An 18,685-nucleotide genomic window follows, 5' to 3' on the forward strand; every position below is an offset into this window, starting at 1 on the left:
AAAAAACGAGGGCAAAATTCTCTTCTAGCTCCCTATTTATAAGGGTGTAATTAATTATTTACACATCATGTAAAATGTAAAAATAGTAGAAATATTGCCTTTTATTGAAATTAGTGGTTGCAACCTTGGTTTTTGATAGATAAGTTACACAGAACAGGAACAAGAAAGCGTGAACGTTTTTTCACCACTCATTTTCGGTGATGCGTTCGACCAAGAGTAATAGGAAGAAGTAGCAATGTTTCAAACAGATGATGTACGAATTAACAAATCCAAAGAGTTATTACCGCCAGTTGCAGTTTTAGAGAAGTTTCCTGCAACAGAATCTGCTTCTTCGACTACATTTCGTTCTCGTGAAGCCATTTCAAATATTTTAAAAGGTGAAGATGATCGTCTACTTGTGATCATCGGTCCTTGCTCTATTCACGATCCAGAAGCGGCGATTGAATACGGCAAGCGTCTAAAAGTACTGCGCGATGAGTTGGGTGATCGCCTAGAGGTCGTTATGCGTGTTTACTTCGAAAAACCACGTACAACGGTTGGTTGGAAAGGTCTTATCAATGACCCATACCTTAACGATACATTTAAGATCAATGACGGTCTGCGCATGGGTCGTAAACTGCTGCTAGACCTAACAGATATGGGTATGCCAACAGCAAGCGAATTCCTAGATATGATCACACCGCAGTATGTGGCAGATTTAATTAGCTGGGGGGCAATTGGCGCGCGTACGACCGAATCTCAGGTTCACCGTGAGCTTGCCTCTGGTATTTCTTGCCCAGTAGGCTTCAAGAATGGTACCGACGGCAACATTAAGATTGCGTCAGATGCAATCCGCAGCGCAAGTGCTTCGCACCATTTCTTATCTGTAACTAAATATGGGCACTCTGCAATCATTGAGACTGCGGGTAACCCAGACTGTCATATCATTCTTCGTGGTGGTAAAGAGCCAAACTACAGCGCTGACCATGTTGGTTCTATCAAGCAAGAGCTAGAAGCATCAGGTCTACCGCAAAAAGTAATGATCGATTTCAGTCACGCAAACAGTTCTAAGCAATACCAACGTCAGATGGTTGTTGCTGAAGATGTTGCTGGTCAGCTTGCTGGTGGCGAACAGGCTATCTTCGGTGTAATGATTGAATCTCACCTAGTTGAAGGCCGACAAGATCTGGTTGATGGTCAAGCTCCAACTTACGGTCAGTCAATCACTGATGCGTGTATTGGTTGGGACGATACTGAAAAAGTACTTCGTCAACTTGCCGATGCAGTGGAAGCGCGTCGTAACAACAAGTAACTCGCTCGGCTTTTTAAATATTAACAAAAGCTCCTTCGGGAGCTTTTTTAGTTGCTGATAGATAGCGGAAAGCTATAATGCAGAGGAACTTATAAACTTGGCCAAGATATGAAACTGAATAGATGTGTGCTGCTAGGTGCTGTATTGCTGTCAGCAACAAAGGTGGCGTCTGCCGCTGACGCACAAAAGGAATTGTTTCTGTTTTCGCTACCAGCCGCCGAAGAGTCGGATATGTTAGTGGTTCCTGAAGAAGGCAATATACCTTTGGTCGCTAGCCAGTCTTCACTGCCAGTTGAACTTGATTACAACGAGCCGTGTGATATCAAATGTGGTGTCAGTACTACTGGGCTAGTATTGCTACATATGATTGCCGAAGGTAAGGCTGACCAAGAATACCGCTACTCGTTGATGAACCCGAACTACGAGCCGTAGAATCAAAAGTTGAAATAAAAACGCCACTTACATTGATTGCAAGTGGCGTTTTTGTATTGTTCGAAGTTAAGAGGCTTTATCCAACTTTGGGGCTGGTGATATTTCCTCCTCCGAGCTATCGGAGAATATTTCAGCCACCGCGCTTCGTTCTAACTCACCTTGTAAGTTACCGTCTTCATCGACAACGGGTAGTGAGTAATCACAAGACATGGTATCGACCAAGACTTCTTCAATTGCTGCATCTGGAGAAACTGCAGGGACTTCTTCATAGAACTCTTGCTTAATTTCTTCAGCAGTTGCTGTGTCCTTAGCCGCATCAAGCAAGCCTTCTTTGGTTAATACGCCTTGATAGCCATCCTCGGTAACATGGTAAGCGTAGTCCTGCTTAAAGCCCTTCATTTGAGCAATTGCTTCTTGAATCGTATTTGCCGTAATTCGATAAGCTGGTGGATTCATGACGGTTTCAACGGTTAAGGCTCGAGCTCGGTTTACATCTTTAACGAAAGCTTCAACATAGTCATCAGCAGGGTGGAGCAAAATCTCATCGGGTGTGCCTTGCTGGACAAGTTCGCCATCTTTAAGAATGGCGATACGGTCACCAAGGCGAAGTGCTTCGTCTAAGTCATGGGTAATGAAGATAATGGTTTTGTGTAGCTTTTCTTGCAGTTCGATTAACTGATCTTGCATCTCGCTGCGGATCAGCGGGTCGAGGGCAGAAAAAGCTTCATCCATTAACAGAATTTCCGCATCGGTACAGAGAGCGCGTGCTAAACCGACACGCTGTTGTTGACCGCCGGAAAGTTGTGAAGGATATTGGTTTTCGTAACCTTTCAAACCTACTGTATCGAGCCATTGGTTGGCTTTTTGTAGCCGTTGAGACTTTTCAATATTTTGAATTTCCAGTCCATAAGCGACGTTGTCGACCACAGTTCGGTGAGGCAATAGACCAAAGCGCTGAAAAACCATCGACATCTTGTGACGGCGGAACTCTTCAAGTTCTTTTTGGCTTAGCTTCATGACATCTGTACCTTCAACCAGAATCTGACCTTCAGTGGGATCGATTAGTCGGTTGAAGTGGCGAATCAAGGTTGATTTACCTGACCCAGATAGACCCATGATGACAAAGATCTCACCTTGATTAATCTGCAGGTTGATCTCCTTCAAACCTACGGTGTGCCCGGTTTCTGCTAAGACTTTATCTTTGCTGTCACCCTGTTTGACGCGCTCCATCACTGACTTAGGTTTTTGACCAAAAACCTTGTATAAGCCACTGATCTCAATAAGTGGTTTAGTCATGTTTTAGATCTCCTAAATGAGCCTGTGTGCGTTTCGCGTAAGCTTGAGAGGCTCTATCAAACAGTATCGCCAGTGCGACGATTGCGAAGCCGTTGAGCAAACCAAGTGTGAAGTACTGGTTAGTAATCGATTTGAGCACTGGTTGACCGAGCCCTTTAACACCAATCATTGAAGCGATAACTACCATAGATAGCGCCATCATAATGGTTTGGTTAATACCTGCCATAATGGTGGGCATGGCAAGCGGGAGTTGCACGCCAAACAGTCGTTGTTTGGCACTAGCGCCAAATGCAGTTGAAGCTTCGAGTACTTCTTTATCAACCAAACGTATGCCTAGGTTAGTTAGGCGAATGACAGGTGGAATGGCGTAAATGACAACCGCGATAAGACCTGGGATTTTACCGATACCAAGCAGCATCACAACCGGAATTAAGTAAACGAAGGCTGGCATGGTTTGCATCACATCGAGCATTGGCGTAACGACCGACTGAACACGATTAGATCGCGCCATCGCAATACCAATCGGAATACCCAACACAATCGAGAGCATGGTACAGACGGTGATAATGCTCAAAGTGCGCATTGTGTCTTCCCACATGCCAAAGTAGCCAATAAGAATCAAAGAAACGAAACAACCAACAGCCAACTTCCAAGATCGGCTAGCTGCGTAGACAAGGCCGGTACATACTGCTAATACAATCATCCAAGGTGTAGAAATCAAAAGTTTTTCAAACCAGATTAGGAAGGAGAGCAAGGGATCGAAGAAGGATTCAATAAGGTCGCCATATTCTCGTGAGAAATCTCGATATGCACCATCGAGGGTTTTGCGGATTGCTCTAAGATCAGAGCGTTCCATTTCGGGAAAGCTGTTGAACCAGCTGTCATTAGACATCAATAAGTTCCTTTTATTCTCCTTCGCTACCCTAGTAGCGAAGGAGTACATCTAAAGCATAGTGCCTAGCGGCGCTATAGGTTTCTTATAGGCTTAAAGCGCTTGTTTCACTTTGTTTGCTACATCTTGAGGTACCCATGCTTGCCAAATTTGTGGGTACTCTTCTAGGAAATGGAACATCGCCTCTTCACCATCCGCTTGGTTATCTTCCATCCAAGCAAGAAGTTGGTTCATGTCTGCGTTGCTAAACCCACGCTTAGTGAAATAGTCATAAGCTTGTGGTGCGCGGCTAGCAAACTCTTCAGTGGTAATTGTGTGTACAGGTGAAGGCGGGTACATAGTTGGTTTAGGCGCTTCACATTCAGCTTGTGTAGTACAGCCGACGAACTCTTTTTCATTGACGCCACTACCGAAATCCACTTTGACCATTTCATACTTACCGAGAACAGCGGTTGGAGCCCAGTAATAGCCAAACCAAGCTTCTTCACGCTCATAGGCTTTTGCAATTGCACCGGATAGACCTGCACTTGAGCCTGGGTCAACAATTGTAAAACCAGAGCCTTCCAAGCCTAGAGCTTTAAACAGGTTACCTGCACTGATTTGGCAGTTCCAACCTGCTGGGCAGCTATAGAAGGCGGAATGATCCGGATCTTCAGGATGCTCGAATAACTTCGCGTGCTTTTTAACGCCCTCGATAGTTGCCATTTCAGGGTATTGCTTGACTAGATAGGCAGGAACCCAAAACCCTTCTTCGCCACCATCGACTAGCGACTTACCCGCGTAACGAAGACGTTTTTCTGCTACACCTTTGTCCAAAGCATCTTTAAGGCTATTGCTCCAGAGTTCAGGAGCAACGTCTGGTTGGCCTTTTTCAATCATTGAAGTGCCGGTCGGCATGGTATCACCAGGGATTAATTCAGCGTCACAGCCGTAGCCATGCTCGAGAATAAATTTATCTACGTTGGCAATCACTGTTGCTGAATTCCAGTTCATATCAGCGATTGTTACCTTTCCACACTCTTCAGCTTGGGCATGGAAAGCGGTTGCGCTTAGGGTTAGTAATGCAGCCGTTTTTAGTTTCATTGTAATTTCCTTTTTAATGAATACGTTATAAAAATAGCGAAATGATATTTAGAGTTCAAATTAATATGTTGACTCTGTGAACCAGTGTTGATGTTTTTTGTGGCAAAAATAAAACATTTGTCAGCAAAAAACCGTATTGTTGTCACGGAAATTTATGGGCAGAAGGGGGTAAGGGAGGGTGTTATGTTTTGAACTCAAAGTATTAACGCTGTGCGATAAAAGTCATGCTAATCGGCTGACCAGACATTCTTGATATCTGGCCATCCCCAATTGGTGAGTGCAACATCTTTAAGTACTCCCTGAAAACGCAATGTCTGTCGGTGGTGAAACAGCGGAGATAGCCAAAACTGATTGATCAACGCAGAAGCAATAGGTTCGAGAGCATCAAGGTAATCCGGTAGCTCCGTTTCTGAACGCAGGTGATTTAGTCTATCCAGTAACCATGTCTTCGATTGTTCACCAATACAGCGTTGGATAATCGGATTATGATAGAGACTATTAAACGCGGAGGCGTGTCGATTGTCGTCGAGATTGATATTGGTAATGATCACGGACTCTTGGAGCTGACCAGACTCCGCTAAAGTCGTCAACTGGCGATAGCTGTAGCTGTTAATCACCACTTCCACACCATACTGCTCCAATAGGTGTTTCACCGCTAATGCGCAGTTTCGTAACGAGCTGTAATCATAGATAGCGATAGTCAGCTGTTTAGGCAGGGAAGCTTCGGGCATTTCAGGGCGGGTGATTTTATGCCACATCGGTAGTAGGTTGTGTGCAACTTCACAGCCGAAAAGAAGGTTGTGCTGCTTTAGGTAATTAAACACCTTGTGAGGTGTTAAATAAGTAGACAGAAAGCGACGTTGATTATCATCTAATACCGTCTCCCCGCATTGGTTAAAGAGCACAAACATACAGCCATCTTCAGTGCGGCTTTGTTGAACATTGCGGTCTAAGTGCTTACTTACTGCGTGAGAAACGTAGTAATTGCAGTCTGAACTTGACTGAGCACCAGGCTGATTGGTCTGAATTTGCTTGTTTTGCAGTTCAGATTCGTCGAGATGCCAAATTGTTACCTGATCCGTTAACGCTCGGCAAGTGTAGTAGCGCTCAAAGGCTTGTAAACAGAGCTTGCTCTCAGAATGTTCGGTCACTTCAAATGGCCCACAACCAATAACTTGTTTGATTGGCGCCTCACTAATTTGCGAGACGGGCTGAATGGAATACTTAACGCCTGAAATCAAGCCACCAAAGCCGAGGTCAGGTTTAGAGAGCTTAAAAACAATCTTGTTTGGCGAAGGTGTATAGACGTCAATCAGATGGTGTAACTCGCTCTGATAATCAGCCAAGGTCGCAAGCTCTTTAAACAGACTCACTATCGACTCTCCACTGATCGCTTCACCATTGTGGAAGGTTAACCCTGGGCGCAGGTAAAAGATCCACTCAAGATTAGATTCATCATAGCTCCAGTGATGAGCAAGCTGTGGCTCTAGGTTTCCATTGGCAGCACTCGATACTAAACAACAGTATATTTGCCTTAGCAGATAGCGCTCGCTGGAGCGCTGGAGTTGATGTGGCACCAAGCGTTCAAAAGGGCGTTTGTAGGTAAGCTGAATATGCAGCAGACCTTCACGCATCGTTGCACCAGAGGTGCTTTGTAGCAATCGTCCAAATGCCACTTCATCGTCATCCAGTATCGACAAAGCCTTTTCATACTTACCTTCTAGAATTCGTTTTGAAGCCAGTTGGGCTTTAAGTTCGTCTAGATGAAGGTGAAGGATCAGCGTAGATCTTTGATTACGCCCAGCTTTTGGAATCCAAGATAACCAAGACAAATCAAGCATTTGATTAAGTAAGTTACGTGCGTGACGGGAGGTGGTAAATAGCGAATCGGCAACGATAGGCAATGTTGTTTTATGCTCGATACCAACGCCAAGTGGAACCAAACGGCTGTAATAACGCAATAGATTTAAGTCAGACACAAAAAATACCCATCAAACCAGAAAGCTGTTTATTGATTTTGTTCCTAGTTTTATCAGTTTGCTACTCTTTTTTGTCAGAATTTACGAGATTGCAGCCTTTATGGGGAATGAATTCTTTTTAGACTGACAGTTTTTCTGTTCCTTATAAAGCCGCAAAATAGGTGGCAACAGAGGAGAAAATGATGAAAAAAGACAAACTGGGATCACAACTCAGTGTTTACTACCGCTCTAAGCTTGATGAGGGAGCTTCTTTAATCGAGCGACTGGCACTAGTCAGCCTTTTGCAACTGATGAATTGGTAAAACGAAGCAGCACCTGACAACATGCTCCTGACCCCCACGAACGGTTTTCTGGTGCTGCTTTTTTCTCTGGACCATTTTCAAAACCGGATAAGGCGACTTTGTCTGCGAAAATGACTAAGCTTAACCAAGAATTGAAGAAAAACTTGTTGGCTATCGTATGGAAAAAGTGGTCGATCTTAATCGTTGGCAGAAGGAACACGTCAAAACAGAGCAAGACTTAAAGCACCTGTTTTCTGAAGTAAAAGCCAGCTATAGCAGTATGCCTTATCCGGAACTGGTGCAGCGCTTAGAGTTGCTTCGTACTCTCAAATATGAACTGTTAGAGCGCAAGCAAATGTTAGTCGATGCGCTGCACCAAGATTATGGATACCGCAGTGAGTTTGACAGTTTGATTTGTGATTTACTGCCTGCAATTGCCCATATTAACTACACCATCAAGCATCTTAAGAGGTGGCTCAAGCCTAGTAAAAGAAAGGCGGGTTTATTACTGTTCCCTTCCAAAGTCCGTGTTAATTATCAACCTTTAGGTGTTGTTGGGGTAATGGTGCCTTGGAACTTCCCTATCGTACTGAGTATTGCCCCTATTGTGACGGCGATTGCTGCGGGAAATCGGGTCATGGTGAAACTTAGTGAACATACGCCAAACACCAACCAGGTGCTGAGTGACCTATTTTCTGAAGTGGGGGAGCATGTGTATCCAGTTGAAGGAGAAGCAGAAATATCACAGTACTTTAGCGCGCTACCTTTTGATCACCTGATTTTTACTGGGTCAACAAAGATAGGGAGGCTCGTTGCTGCTGAAGCGGCTAAAAACCTGACTCCAGTGACTTTAGAGCTTGGAGGAAAATCTCCGGTTATTGTTGGTAGCGATGCGGATATTGGCAAGGCGGTAGATGCAATTTTACTCGGCAAATCCATAAATGCAGGACAAATTTGTGTCGCACCTGATTATGTGTTGGTTCCTCAGGGCAAAGAGCTGCAGTTCATTGAGCGATATTTAGAACGTTTCTATCGTCTCTATGTAAAAGAAGGGAGTTTAGAGTCTTCAACATCGATCGTTAGTGAAGCTCAATACCAAAGATTACAACACTATTTGCACGACGCAAAAAGTCTAGGTGGGACAATTCACACCATCGATTTTTTAGAGCTAGAGACTAGACAAATGGCTCCGCAGTTAGTGACAGGTGTTTCTGATAAGATGCTTCTTATGCAAGAAGAAATTTTTGGCCCAATATTGCCAATTATCGGTTATCGCCATCTCAACGAAGTCTTTGCCTTTATTAACGCTAGACCACGGCCATTGGCTTTGTACTTGATGTCAAACGACAAAATTTTGCAGCACCAAGCCATTGAACAAACTCATAGTGGTGGTGTGGTAGTCAATGACACATTACTCCATGTTGCAGCCGAGGATGCGCCATTCGGTGGAATAGGTGAGTCCGGGATAGGGCAGTATCACGGCGAGGAAGGCTTTCGTACTTTCTCTAAAGCCAAGACTGTCCTCTATTCCCCCACTTGGTTGCCGCGGAGTTATCTGCTGCTAAAATATCGTAGGCTAGCTGTAGCGTTACTCGGACGCTTGCTTCTGCGCTAAATTGACAGCGCATCAAATCGCTGCTTTACGAAATCTATAAAAACCCTCAAGCGTTTGGGTTGGTATCTGTCTCGATGATAAATAGCAGAGAAATCTACACTAGGGATAGACCAATCATCGAACACTTCGACTAGTTCTTTTTTCTCTAGCTCCGCTCGACAGTAAATGGCAGGGACTCGAATAATGCCTTGGTGATTCAATGCGCCTTTTACCAAAACACGTCCATTTTTACATTGCAAATGTCCATGAATGGCGATCTCAGTCTTGTCTCTGGTGGTTTTATGGTTGAACCCCCAACGTTTGACTGAACCGGTTAAGCATTGATGCTGAGTAAGCTCTTTGGGGTGCGAAGGTTGACCATGAACATCTAGATATTGTGGGCTTGCGAGCGTACTCATCTCTATAGTCATTAATTTTCGAGCAACAAAGCCAGAGTCATCCAAACGTCCCATACGAAAGGCGATGTCAAAATCTTCTTCCAGTAAGTCGACTCTATGGCTGCTAAAGTCAAGATTAACCTGTGTATTTGGGTACTGCATCATGAAGTCGCAAGTGATCTGTGCAATCAGTTCTTCCCCTAGATAGCCGCCAACACAGTTAACCCGAATTTCACCTTGAACTTCCTCCACATCATCGACGGCGGCTAATATAGCTTGATCAATACCCGCTAGGGCCTTTTCACACTGCAAATAGAATCGTTTTCCTGCGTCAGTGAGTTTTAAGCTGCGGGTAGTGCGGATTAGCAACGTTACCTTCATTTGCTTCTCTAGGTTGCTTATTTGGCGTGAAACGTGCGAACGCGACACATCTAGCGCCTCAGCTGCTTTGGTAAAATTGCCAAGCTGGGCAATTAAAACAAATGAGCGCACATCTGCGAGGTTAACGTGATTCAGCATCTTAGAGTCCATCAATTGGTTTGTTCTTATTGTTGCAATATAACAACAGTGTTTCAACTGAAGTGATATATATCAACAAAGTCTTTTTTCTTAATATACCTCCATCGCAGCAAAACACGCTGTATCTCAATCCAAATCAGAGGAATTATTAAGATGAAAAAACTTATTGTAATCACTGGTGCTAGTTCAGGTATTGGTGAAGCTATCGCGCGTCGTTTAAGCAACGAAGGTCATCCTCTACTTCTGTTAGCTCGTCGTGTTGAGCGCCTTGAGGCACTAGACCTTCCAAACACCATGTGTGAGCAAGTCGATGTAACAGATAAAGCGACCTTCGAAGCCGCAATTGCTAAAGCAGAAGCGAAGTTTGGCCCAGTTGATGGCTTGGTGAACAATGCGGGCGTGATGTTACTTGGTCAAATCGATACTCAAGATGCTCACGAATGGAAGCGTATGTTTGATGTGAATGTCATCGGCCTGTTAAACGGCATGCAGGCAGTGCTAGCTCCAATGATGTCGCGCAATAGCGGTACGATTATTAACATCAGCTCAATCGCTGGTAAGAAGACATTCCCTAATCATGCGGCTTACTGCGGTACCAAATTTGCGGTACACGCGATTTCTGAAAACGTACGAGAAGAAGTTGCCGCTTCTAATGTTCGCGTGACGACCATCGCACCAGGAGCGGTAGAAACAGAGCTGCTATCGCATACAACTTCTCAAGAGATCAAAGATGGTTACGATGATTGGAAAGTCGATATGGGTGGTGTGCTAGCAGCTGATGATGTGGCTCGTGCAGTAGAGTTTGCCTACAACCAACCGCAAAATGTGTGTGTGCGTGAAATTGCTCTAGCACCAACCAAGCAACAGCCATAATCAAATACGATGTAAGAATCAGACTCTAGTACTTGCTAGGGTCTTTTTTTGCTTTAAATACATACTGGTTGACATGTCCAGTATGAAATTAATGCCCTATTGTTAGTTTTCATATTTGATTTCTTATTTTATGACATGCATTTATGTTTCAGATTTGATTTATGTAGTAGGATAGCCGCGCGCGGATACGGTTGCATATATAAATTGTGCAGTTCTGATCTTTAAATTTTCGTATAAACAGCTATAACTCATATAAGCGATAATTTGCATAAGGTTCAATAATGGCGGAAGTCGTAGAAAAACAAAATCTAGAAGGCGATGAGAATCAGCCTTGCCAAACCTCACAGCAAACAGTTGATGTTCCCCAAGATAAACAGCAAGACACAGGGGAAATGTCGACATCTATTCGTTATGGTGAAGACGCTTTTCTTGAGGTGATGCCACTATGTGAAGTTGCGTGTATCGTTACGACTCCAACAGGCAAAATCCTAAAATGCAAAACGAAATACGTTGGTTTGCATTCAAATAACGTCCTTCTACTAGAAATGCCGACAATCTCCCCTAAAGAAAAGTCTCAATTTATGCAGCGAGGCTATTCGATTAAAGCATGTGTTATCTCTTCAAAAGGGGAAGGTGCGCGAGTTTACTTTAAAACCAACATCGAATACGTCCTGTCTGGTGGTAGTAATGACCTATTGTTAGTTACTTTGCCGAAGGCTACCCAAGTTGTTGTCGGACTACGCGAAAGTGCACGTCTTGAGATCGGTTTGAAGGGCATTTTGGCTCCTTTAGATCAAAAGTACGCTTGTCAAATCAGAGATATCTCTCAACATGGTTGTCTTATTGTTATCGAACGGGGTAACAGCAATTATCGAGTTGGGTCACTCATTGCTCTTAAAATCACTGCTTACGATCAAGAGAAAGATGCAATAGATGAAACACTCCAAGCCGTGGTGAAAAATGTCAGTAAAACTGGTCGTTACATCAAGTATGGCGTTAAGTTTGAAGATGAGAGCTTAGATTATGTGAATGCGTTGATCGAAGGTCTAAACTTCTGCTCTATCCAACAAAAGTTTACTTTGTAGTCGCCCTCTGATTGTCACATGAAGTTGGAAATCTTGAGTATACTTAACAAGAAGACGTCATGATATTGAGAGGAATGCGCATATGGAATTACGTAATGAACGTGGTGAAGTCACTCAAGTCGCGGACAATCTCACCATTAAAGAAGTGTTAGAGATGGGCTACTCCATAGACCTTTGTGATGAAGCGTTTGACCCGAATGAACATTGGGTTGCGAGTGCAGAGCAAAAGAGGCGTGGAGAAGTTCCTGAGAGCTGATATTTAGCGAATAAAAAATCCGAGCTTAGCTCGGATTTTTAATGTGGACAAAGGAATTAGAAACCTTTGATGTTTTCTGCTTCAAGTTCAGTAAAGTATTTTACAGTCTTCACTTTTAACTCTTGAGTTGCTGGCTCGTCACATACGATTACTGACTTAGGATGTAGTTGCAGTGCAGATACCGTCCATAGGTGGTTTACGCTACCTTCCACTGCTGCTTCCAGTGCTAGTGCTTTGTTGTGACCTGTAACTAGGATCATGATCTCTTCAGCATCAAGAAGCGTACCTACACCAATTGTTAGCGCGTATTTTGGTACTTGATTGATATCGCCATCGAAGAAACGAGAGTTAGCGATACGAGTATCTTCCGTTAGTGTTTTAATACGTGTGCGTGAAGATAAAGAAGACGCTGGTTCGTTGAAAGCGATGTGACCGTCGTTACCTACACCACCCATGAATAGGTTGATCTTGCCGTAAGACTTGATTTTGTCTTCGTAGCGCTGACATTCTTCTTCGTTATTTTGCGCATTGCCGTCAAGAAGGTTGATGTTTTCTTCTTGAATATCAATGTGATTGAAGAAGTTGTTGTACATGAAAGAGCGGTATGATTCAGGGTGATCCGCAGGGATGCCAATGTACTCATCCATGTTAAATGTTACTACGTGCTTAAAGCTAACTTCGCCAGCTTTATGCAGTTCGATAAGCGCCTTGTAAGTCGTTAAAGGTGTACCACCTGTAGGTAGACCTAGAACAAAAGGACGCTCTGCTGTAGGTTTGAAATCGTTAATACGTTTAACAATGTGTGCTGCTGCCCACTTACCTACTTGTGCTGCTTGATTTAACGGGATAAGTCTCATTTTTTGCCCCTAGTATTGGATTTATGATGCTCTGAAACATTAATTCGCATTATAAAATAAGTTCATTGCAACTGCTATTGTTTTCGGTCAATTTTTCTCGATTTCTTGATAGTGTCTTATAAGTTGGCTACGTGTATTCGATTGCGTTGACTAAAATAGTAGTAGTACTGGCAACAAATAGGTGTAAATTTTAACGACTAAAATAAGATGCCAGAGTAATCTAAGCAGGGATTAGCTGCGACGTTGTGAAGCAGATACCACCCTTATACTATGGCGTAACGGCTGATCGCCTTTCTAGGTTAAGATGGAGCGCTCAACCATTTAGTTTATGTGCCGATACTACTGTTAGTGGCACCTAAAGGAAGTAAAAGAAGAACGAATGAATATAATGGGGATCGCCATTGGGGCGACAGGCTTGCTGCTTCTCTGCATGTTTATGTGGATGCTAGCTCTATCTTTGCGTAAGAAGCGTCTTGAACAAGAGCGCAAAGAACGTGAAATCGCTTATCGTAAAGCGATGGAAAAGAACCGTAAGCAGGAACAAGAAGAGCGAGTGATACAAGCGGAAGGAGGTCATGTTCCCACTATCTTGTATCTAGCAAAAGAAGCTGAAAGAACAAGACCACAGGAAGCGGTCTACTGGTATACCAAAGCTGCGAGACTTGATAACGTCACTGGAATGTACGGTGTGGTGCGGATTAGTAACAAGATGAAGCAGGATCTTGTGCTTAAGGAGCAAGCAAAGTTTTGGCAGGTTTGTATATCTGCTGTTGAAGGCAGTTTACCGCATCAATTCGAAATGGCAAAAGCACTATTTACTGGGCGTGGTACAGAAATCAATTTGCCAAAAGCGCTCTCTATAATGGAGTCAGCGGCTGAGCAAAATCATTTAGACGCTTTGATCTTTCTAGGCGACTGGTATATTGCTGGTAATAATCCAGAGAAGAACCCACAGAAATCGACCGAGTGTTACCACCGTGCGGCTGAACTTAGAAGCAATGAAGGCCGGATGAAACTAGGCATCAACTATATTCAAGGCCGAGGGGTTGCCAGTAATTTTGAGCGTGGTGTCTATTGGCTAGAACGTGCCGCAGAAAAAGGCCACCTTGAAGCTATGTACAAGCTCGGTGAGACTTGGATGGAAAACAAGCCCAATGGTAATGCATTGGCTTACATCTGGTTGTTCTTAGCAGGCCAACTAGGACATGAACCAGCGAGACAGCTGCGTGATCAAGTGGCCTTAAACATAGGCGTGGATACGGTTGTTGGATTACAAAGTTTGGCTAAGCCAATGGTCAAGAAAATTCGTGATAATAAAGTAAGCAAGCACTCGATCATTAAGGCGTTGAATAAACTTTATAAGCGTTCCATTCCAACCGATGAGGTAAGTAATATTACCGCAGCTCCAGCGGCGACCACTTCAGATACGATTTTGGAAGAAGCTTCTGCACCTGAAGAGCCTGAGGTGGTTGAAAATAAAGTTGACTACTCTCAATCCCCAATGGATAAACAATAAAAAATGGCCTCGTTAATTACGAGGCCATTTTTCTTAATGCGTTCAAAAACTACTGTCTAGCTTGTTTTTGTTTCGCTTTACATACCGCGGCAGTAAACACTACATCAGTCGAACTATTGAGCGCTGTTTCTGCTGAATCTTGTACAACACCAATAATGAAGCCAACGGCAACAACCTGCATAGCGATTTCATTTGGAATGCCAAATAGTCCACAAGCTAATGGAATTAAAAGTAGAGAGCCCCCCGCGACACCTGATGCACCACATGCGGATACAGCGGCAACAATACTAAGCAGCAATGCGGTAAGCAGATCAACTTCAATACCCATAGTGTGAACAGCGGCAAGTGTCAGGGTTGTGATCGTAATTGCAGCACCTGCCATGTTAATGGTCGCACCTAGTGGAATAGAGACTGAGTAAGTATCTTCATCCAGCTTTAACTTCTCACACAGTGCCATGTTCACAGGGATGTTTGCAGCACTTGAACGTGTAAAGAATGCGGTTACACCACTTTCACGAATACACTGAAGAACGAGTGGGTATGGGTTTTCACCTGTTTTAACCAATACAATGATTGGGTTAACAACAAGTGCAATGATTGCCATTGAGCTTAAAAGAACAGCCAGTAGCTGAGCGTATCCAGCTAATGCTTCGAAACCCGTTGTTGCCAGTGTTGAAGCAACAAGACCAAAGATACCAAATGGTGCTAGGCGGATGATAAAGCGTACAATTTGAGAAACGCCATGGCTTAAATCTTCAAATACCGCTTTTGTCGTACCAGAAGCATGGTGCAGCGCTAAACCTAGACCGATAGCCCAAGCAAGAATACCAATGTAGTTAGCACTCATAAGTGCGTTGACTGGGTTGTCGACAAGCTTAAACAGTAGTGTGTTAAGTACTTCAGCAATACCTTGTGGAGGTGTTGCCCCTTCAGCACCAGAAACAAGTGTCAATGTGGTTGGGAATAAAAAGCTAAGTACGACTGCGGTTAGAGCCGCAGTAAAAGTACCGAAAAGGTAAAGAACCACAATTGGGCGCATGTAGGTATGCTGGTTTTTTTTCTGGTTGGCAATCGATGCTGCAACCAAAATGAAAACGAGAATAGGTGCTACTGCTTTTAGTGCCCCGACAAATAGGCTTCCAAGTAAACCAACACTTTGTGCGTGCTCTGGAGAGACAGTCGCTAAACCTACACCAAGAATGATGCCGGCTAGGATCTGCAAAACCAGATTGCCACGTGCAAAGCGTGCAATAAGAGAGTTGTGTTGCATAGTTATCCCTGCAATGAATAGTTTTATAAATTTATAGTAATTTCAGTTATTGCAAACTGAGACAGACATACTAGCGACTTGAAACATTGTGTCTAGAATTAATTGAAAATTAGCATTAAAAATTAACCATAATCGGTTTTTGTGAATTTTATGTTTTAAAGTTGTATTTTGTGGGTAACAAAAAAAGGGGCGGGCGCCCCTTCTATTACTGAGTGAGAATGACTTTAATAGCCGTTACTGTGTTTCTGATTGCGGCTAGCATTTTGCACCTTTTTATAAAACTTGGTCTGCTTTTTAAAAGAGGCACGTTTTTCAGCGATGGTGGCACTGTTATGACGTTGCTCTCGCAGTAGTTTCAAATAGTTCTTAAGTCGTCTCTCTTCCAACTCCCCAGAGTCGATAGCCTCTCTTACTCGGCAGTTTGGTTCGTCCTGATGTTGGCAATCCGAAAATCGGCATTGCGCTGCCAAAGACTCTACGTCAGAGAAGGTTTCAGCCACTCCGTCTGCACAATCTATCAGTTGCAATTCACGCATTCCGGGTGTGTCGATCAAGACGGCTCCTGTAGGCATAAAGTGCATTGAACGGCTTGTCGTCGTATGGCGACCCTTGCTGTCATCTTCTCTGATCCCACCAGTGAGCTGAATTTGATCTCGTAGCAAGGTGTTAACCAACGTTGACTTGCCTACCCCTGACGAACCCATGAAAGCGACCGTTTTTCCTGTTTGACACCATGGTAAAAGCCTTTCGCAATGTGACGTATCAAGCGCATTAACACATTCGATCATCAACAATGGGTCTAGCTGCTGTACTTGTCTTTTCTTGTCATCAGCATCGCTGGCTAAGTCAGCTTTGGTCAGAACAATAACAGGCTCAACATCGGCTTCATGTGCAATGGCGAGGTAACGCTCAATTCGACTGAGATTAAAATCATCATTCAGTGAGCAAACAATAAACAAGGTAGTGACATTAGAAGCAATGAGCTGCTCGTTGACTTTGCTACCTGCCGCTTTGCGATGGAACAAGGATTGCCTGTCTAAAAGTCTAATAAAGTGCTGATTGCTGTCGAGCAGAACCCAGTCACCAACCGTCATAGTGGGTAGTGATTTATGGATCTCTAATGGAAACTCACACGATTCGTTCAATAGCTTATAGCCACTGCGATGATGCTCGGTGACGCGAGCGGCGGTGAACTGTTGCTCTAAATCTTCTAGTGTTAACTGTTGTTGAAATAGGTTGTTCCAGCCAAGTGTCGTTAAGGACATTGGTTTTTGTGCTTTGGTATTCATAGTTGCCCCAAGCTTACAGATATCTGTATCTATAGAAATTCGCTAGGGTCTTTAGACCCCGGTTTAGGTAGCACCGGGCAAAGGAAGGGGAGAAGCGGGTTGTTAAAGTGGCTTCACCAATTTTGCCGGGTGGGTTTCAAGTACAATCATCGTATCCTCCTATGGACGTATTTAGGTTTACGCAGGTTATCATAGCAAAAGAGGTGAACATTTGCCCACCTCCCATAGCTAAATTATTGCTTAGTGGTGGTGTTTCATCCCACTCATCACTTTCTTAATAGGTGCAGTGATAGTTTGTTGGTCACCATTAGCAAAGTTGAGTTGCACTTTGATGTTATCGCCTTCAGCAAAAGGTTTAGTGAGGTTGAATAGCATAATATGTAAGCTGCCAGGTTTCAGCACGGCAGTCCCATTTGCAGGGATGGTAATTTGCTCAACTTGGCGCATTTTCATCACATCGCCATCTTTGATCACATCGTGAAGCTCGACTTTACCTGCCGCATCTGTGCTAGCGGAAACTAGGTAACGATCTTTATCGCTATGGTTCATAAACTCACCAAACACGGCACTGGTTGCAGCATTTGGTGGTGTAGCACGAGCGTATGTACCATGAGCCATGATATCCGAGTTTGCATAAGCCAAAGGGCTCAATGCCAATGAGGCTAAAAGGAGGGCTTTAAGTTTCATCCTGACTATCCTTCTGATGTAATAGTTTTAAAGGTTTCAACCAGCGGTGCTGGTGTGAGTGTATGTGGCACTTTTGTTATCAATGTGCCATCTGGTTTGAGGAAATAGAAATAGGAGCTGTGATCCAGCGTATATTTCAATTCAGAGTTTTCTAACTCGGTTTTACGGAAAATCACGCCATACCTATGGGCAAGAGGAGTTGTTACCTCTAAAGGCGCTGAAAGCCCTTCTATCATCGGGTGGAAGTATTGGGCATATTTGTAAGAGTCAGCAGCAGCATCGCGCTCCGGGTCAAGAGAGATAAACACTGGGCGGAAGTGGCTTTTCGTCTCTTCATCAATTTGGTTTAGTGCTCCGGCCAGCATAGCTAAAGAAGTAGGGCATACATCCGGACAACGAGTAAACCCAAAGTAAACGACCCTAATGCGCTTGTCCTGAGGATCGAACAGTGACACGGCTTTGTTATCTTCGCCAAACAGCGTAATGCTAGAAGTTTCCTGAGGTACAGGAGTATCGCTACTTTGATGATCGAGATAGCTCTTCAGTCCAAAGCCGATTACAAAGGCAGCGACTAAGATTAATGACCAGTTCCTACTCATTGTTCCATCCTTATTGATGTGTTGATCGATTGTTTGCCGTCTGTGATGGTGCCATACCAAGTCATAGAGTCTTCTGTACACACTGGTAGAATAACTTCACCAGTAAAGTTTCCCGAGTCAGATTTGTCGAACTTAAACACAGCGGTCCCCATCTCCATCTCATAACCTTTCAATGTCATTATAAGGCTGTCGCTGTTGGCGTTTTCCCAGTTAACCGTCACTCGCGTTGGGACGAGTGGGTGACTGATGTCTTTGTTAGCTTGAACAGAGATAGTATCTTGTTGGCACTGGCTAGTCGTAATCAGGCAGTAGTCATCTAGAGATACCTGTTGGCTTGTGGATTGATACCACTTTACAATATCACTGGCAAAGAAGCCGGCACCTAACGCCACGGCAGTGAGAAGAAACTTTGCATAGCTGGGCATAACATCTATCCCGAGAGTTAAAAACGAGCGCAATGCTAGCACATAGCACTCTATATCTATGAG

General features: G+C 43.9%; 19 protein-coding genes. 8 read left to right on the forward strand and 11 right to left on the reverse strand.

The window, feature by feature from the left end; all coding sequences use genetic code 11:
* The first annotated feature begins 235 nt into the window (after positions 1-235).
* Entirely contained in the window at positions 236-1,291 is a 1,056-nt protein-coding gene (gene aroG, locus AC6R16_RS16550; RefSeq protein ID WP_004745753.1) for a 3-deoxy-7-phosphoheptulonate synthase AroG, read from the forward strand.
* A gap of 108 nt (positions 1,292-1,399) precedes the next feature.
* Positions 1,400-1,723, forward strand: coding sequence for a hypothetical protein (locus tag AC6R16_RS16555; RefSeq protein WP_500640106.1), 324 nt, complete (start codon positions 1,400-1,402; stop codon positions 1,721-1,723).
* Positions 1,724-1,789: 66 nt separating this feature from the next.
* Here AC6R16_RS16555 and AC6R16_RS16560 read toward each other — a convergent pair whose 3' ends face one another.
* From AC6R16_RS16560 to AC6R16_RS16575, 4 genes are all read right to left on the reverse strand, one after another.
* Positions 1,790-3,019 (reverse strand): quaternary amine ABC transporter ATP-binding protein, encoded by a 1,230-nt coding sequence (locus tag AC6R16_RS16560; protein ID WP_500675101.1) that lies wholly within the window; start codon positions 3,017-3,019, stop codon positions 1,790-1,792.
* Positions 3,012-3,911, reverse strand: coding sequence for an ABC transporter permease (locus AC6R16_RS16565; protein ID WP_004745756.1), 900 nt, complete (start codon positions 3,909-3,911; stop codon positions 3,012-3,014). Before AC6R16_RS16565 ends, AC6R16_RS16560 begins: the two co-directional genes overlap by 8 nt.
* A gap of 93 nt (positions 3,912-4,004) precedes the next feature.
* The gene (locus AC6R16_RS16570) at positions 4,005-4,994 is read right to left on the reverse strand and encodes an ABC transporter substrate-binding protein (RefSeq protein ID WP_500675102.1); all 990 of its coding nucleotides are present in this window, start codon (positions 4,992-4,994) and stop codon (positions 4,005-4,007) included.
* A gap of 227 nt (positions 4,995-5,221) precedes the next feature.
* Positions 5,222-6,973, reverse strand: a complete 1,752-nt coding sequence (locus AC6R16_RS16575; RefSeq protein WP_500675103.1) for an SgrR family transcriptional regulator — start codon at positions 6,971-6,973, stop codon at positions 5,222-5,224.
* Between the two features lie 179 nt (positions 6,974-7,152).
* Here AC6R16_RS16575 and AC6R16_RS16580 point away from each other — a divergent pair, with 179 nt between their 5' ends.
* Together AC6R16_RS16580 and AC6R16_RS16585 are read left to right on the forward strand one after the other, a co-directional pair.
* Positions 7,153-7,275 (forward strand): hypothetical protein, encoded by a 123-nt coding sequence (locus AC6R16_RS16580; protein WP_500675104.1) that lies wholly within the window; start codon positions 7,153-7,155, stop codon positions 7,273-7,275.
* A gap of 157 nt (positions 7,276-7,432) precedes the next feature.
* Positions 7,433-8,869 (forward strand): coniferyl aldehyde dehydrogenase, encoded by a 1,437-nt coding sequence (locus tag AC6R16_RS16585; RefSeq protein ID WP_500675105.1) that lies wholly within the window; start codon positions 7,433-7,435, stop codon positions 8,867-8,869.
* Here the strand turns inward: AC6R16_RS16585 and AC6R16_RS16590 are convergent.
* A complete protein-coding gene (locus tag AC6R16_RS16590; RefSeq protein WP_500675106.1) occupies positions 8,866-9,765 on the reverse strand; it encodes a LysR family transcriptional regulator in 900 nt (299 codons plus the stop codon). The two genes, AC6R16_RS16585 and AC6R16_RS16590, sit on opposite strands and share 4 nt — an antisense overlap.
* A 153-nt stretch (positions 9,766-9,918) precedes the next feature.
* Here AC6R16_RS16590 and AC6R16_RS16595 point away from each other — a divergent pair, with 153 nt between their 5' ends.
* From AC6R16_RS16595 to AC6R16_RS16605, 3 genes are all read left to right on the forward strand, one after another.
* The gene (locus tag AC6R16_RS16595; RefSeq protein WP_500675107.1) at positions 9,919-10,638 is read left to right on the forward strand and encodes an SDR family oxidoreductase; all 720 of its coding nucleotides are present in this window, start codon (positions 9,919-9,921) and stop codon (positions 10,636-10,638) included.
* A 281-nt stretch (positions 10,639-10,919) separates the two neighbouring features.
* Positions 10,920-11,723, forward strand: coding sequence for a PilZ domain-containing protein (locus AC6R16_RS16600; protein ID WP_500675108.1), 804 nt, complete (start codon positions 10,920-10,922; stop codon positions 11,721-11,723).
* Positions 11,724-11,805: 82 nt separating this feature from the next.
* The gene (locus AC6R16_RS16605; RefSeq protein ID WP_500675109.1) at positions 11,806-11,979 is read left to right on the forward strand and encodes a hypothetical protein; all 174 of its coding nucleotides are present in this window, start codon (positions 11,806-11,808) and stop codon (positions 11,977-11,979) included.
* A 56-nt stretch (positions 11,980-12,035) separates the two neighbouring features.
* Here the strand turns inward: AC6R16_RS16605 and nagB are convergent, their stop codons facing one another.
* The gene (gene nagB, locus AC6R16_RS16610; RefSeq protein ID WP_500640114.1) at positions 12,036-12,836 is read right to left on the reverse strand and encodes a glucosamine-6-phosphate deaminase; all 801 of its coding nucleotides are present in this window, start codon (positions 12,834-12,836) and stop codon (positions 12,036-12,038) included.
* A 379-nt stretch (positions 12,837-13,215) separates the two neighbouring features.
* Between nagB and AC6R16_RS16615 the strand changes: the two genes are divergently transcribed.
* Entirely contained in the window at positions 13,216-14,352 is a 1,137-nt protein-coding gene (locus AC6R16_RS16615; protein WP_500675110.1) for a tetratricopeptide repeat protein, read from the forward strand.
* A 49-nt stretch (positions 14,353-14,401) separates the two neighbouring features.
* Here the strand turns inward: AC6R16_RS16615 and sstT are convergent, their stop codons facing one another.
* The 5 genes from sstT to AC6R16_RS16640 all read right to left on the reverse strand — a co-directional run bounded on the left by sstT (position 14,402) and on the right by AC6R16_RS16640 (position 18,622).
* Complete coding sequence (gene sstT / locus AC6R16_RS16620; protein WP_500675111.1) at positions 14,402-15,622, reverse strand: serine/threonine transporter SstT; 1,221 nt, start codon at positions 15,620-15,622, stop codon at positions 14,402-14,404.
* Positions 15,623-15,846: 224 nt separating this feature from the next.
* Positions 15,847-16,911, reverse strand: coding sequence for a ribosome small subunit-dependent GTPase A (gene rsgA, locus AC6R16_RS16625; protein ID WP_500675112.1), 1,065 nt, complete (start codon positions 16,909-16,911; stop codon positions 15,847-15,849).
* 240 nt (positions 16,912-17,151) lie between these two features.
* Complete coding sequence (locus AC6R16_RS16630; RefSeq protein WP_500675113.1) at positions 17,152-17,598, reverse strand: copper chaperone PCu(A)C; 447 nt, start codon at positions 17,596-17,598, stop codon at positions 17,152-17,154.
* Positions 17,599-17,603: 5 nt separating this feature from the next.
* The gene (locus tag AC6R16_RS16635; RefSeq protein WP_500675114.1) at positions 17,604-18,197 is read right to left on the reverse strand and encodes an SCO family protein; all 594 of its coding nucleotides are present in this window, start codon (positions 18,195-18,197) and stop codon (positions 17,604-17,606) included.
* Positions 18,194-18,622 (reverse strand): hypothetical protein, encoded by a 429-nt coding sequence (locus AC6R16_RS16640; protein WP_500675115.1) that lies wholly within the window; start codon positions 18,620-18,622, stop codon positions 18,194-18,196. The genes AC6R16_RS16635 and AC6R16_RS16640 overlap by 4 nt, the downstream gene beginning before the upstream one ends.
* Between the last annotated feature and the right edge of the window lie 63 nt (positions 18,623-18,685).

The sequence above is a fragment of the Vibrio sp. R10-SG3-ISO10 genome (genome assembly GCF_059834185.1).

Excerpts from the sequence above, each read along its gene's own strand:
- aroG (WP_004745753.1), top strand. The coding sequence starts at position 236 with ATGTTTCAAACAGATGATGTACGAATTAACAAATCCAAAGAGTTATTA.
- AC6R16_RS16555 (WP_500640106.1), top strand. The coding sequence starts at position 1,400 with ATGAAACTGAATAGATGTGTGCTGCTAGGTGCTGTATTGCTGTCAGCA.
- AC6R16_RS16560 (WP_500675101.1), bottom strand. The coding sequence starts at position 3,019 with ATGACTAAACCACTTATTGAGATCAGTGGCTTATACAAGGTTTTTGGT.
- AC6R16_RS16565 (WP_004745756.1), bottom strand. The coding sequence starts at position 3,911 with ATGTCTAATGACAGCTGGTTCAACAGCTTTCCCGAAATGGAACGCTCT.
- AC6R16_RS16570 (WP_500675102.1), bottom strand. The coding sequence starts at position 4,994 with ATGAAACTAAAAACGGCTGCATTACTAACCCTAAGCGCAACCGCTTTC.
- AC6R16_RS16580 (WP_500675104.1), top strand. The coding sequence starts at position 7,153 with ATGATGAAAAAAGACAAACTGGGATCACAACTCAGTGTTTACTACCGC.
- AC6R16_RS16585 (WP_500675105.1), top strand. The coding sequence starts at position 7,433 with ATGGAAAAAGTGGTCGATCTTAATCGTTGGCAGAAGGAACACGTCAAA.
- AC6R16_RS16590 (WP_500675106.1), bottom strand. The coding sequence starts at position 9,765 with ATGCTGAATCACGTTAACCTCGCAGATGTGCGCTCATTTGTTTTAATT.
- AC6R16_RS16595 (WP_500675107.1), top strand. The coding sequence starts at position 9,919 with ATGAAAAAACTTATTGTAATCACTGGTGCTAGTTCAGGTATTGGTGAA.
- AC6R16_RS16600 (WP_500675108.1), top strand. The coding sequence starts at position 10,920 with ATGGCGGAAGTCGTAGAAAAACAAAATCTAGAAGGCGATGAGAATCAG.
- AC6R16_RS16605 (WP_500675109.1), top strand. The coding sequence starts at position 11,806 with ATGGAATTACGTAATGAACGTGGTGAAGTCACTCAAGTCGCGGACAAT.
- nagB (WP_500640114.1), bottom strand. The coding sequence starts at position 12,836 with ATGAGACTTATCCCGTTAAATCAAGCAGCACAAGTAGGTAAGTGGGCA.
- AC6R16_RS16615 (WP_500675110.1), top strand. The coding sequence starts at position 13,216 with ATGAATATAATGGGGATCGCCATTGGGGCGACAGGCTTGCTGCTTCTC.
- sstT (WP_500675111.1), bottom strand. The coding sequence starts at position 15,622 with ATGCAACACAACTCTCTTATTGCACGCTTTGCACGTGGCAATCTGGTT.
- rsgA (WP_500675112.1), bottom strand. The coding sequence starts at position 16,911 with ATGAATACCAAAGCACAAAAACCAATGTCCTTAACGACACTTGGCTGG.
- AC6R16_RS16630 (WP_500675113.1), bottom strand. The coding sequence starts at position 17,598 with ATGAAACTTAAAGCCCTCCTTTTAGCCTCATTGGCATTGAGCCCTTTG.
- AC6R16_RS16635 (WP_500675114.1), bottom strand. The coding sequence starts at position 18,197 with ATGAGTAGGAACTGGTCATTAATCTTAGTCGCTGCCTTTGTAATCGGC.
- AC6R16_RS16640 (WP_500675115.1), bottom strand. The coding sequence starts at position 18,622 with ATGCCCAGCTATGCAAAGTTTCTTCTCACTGCCGTGGCGTTAGGTGCC.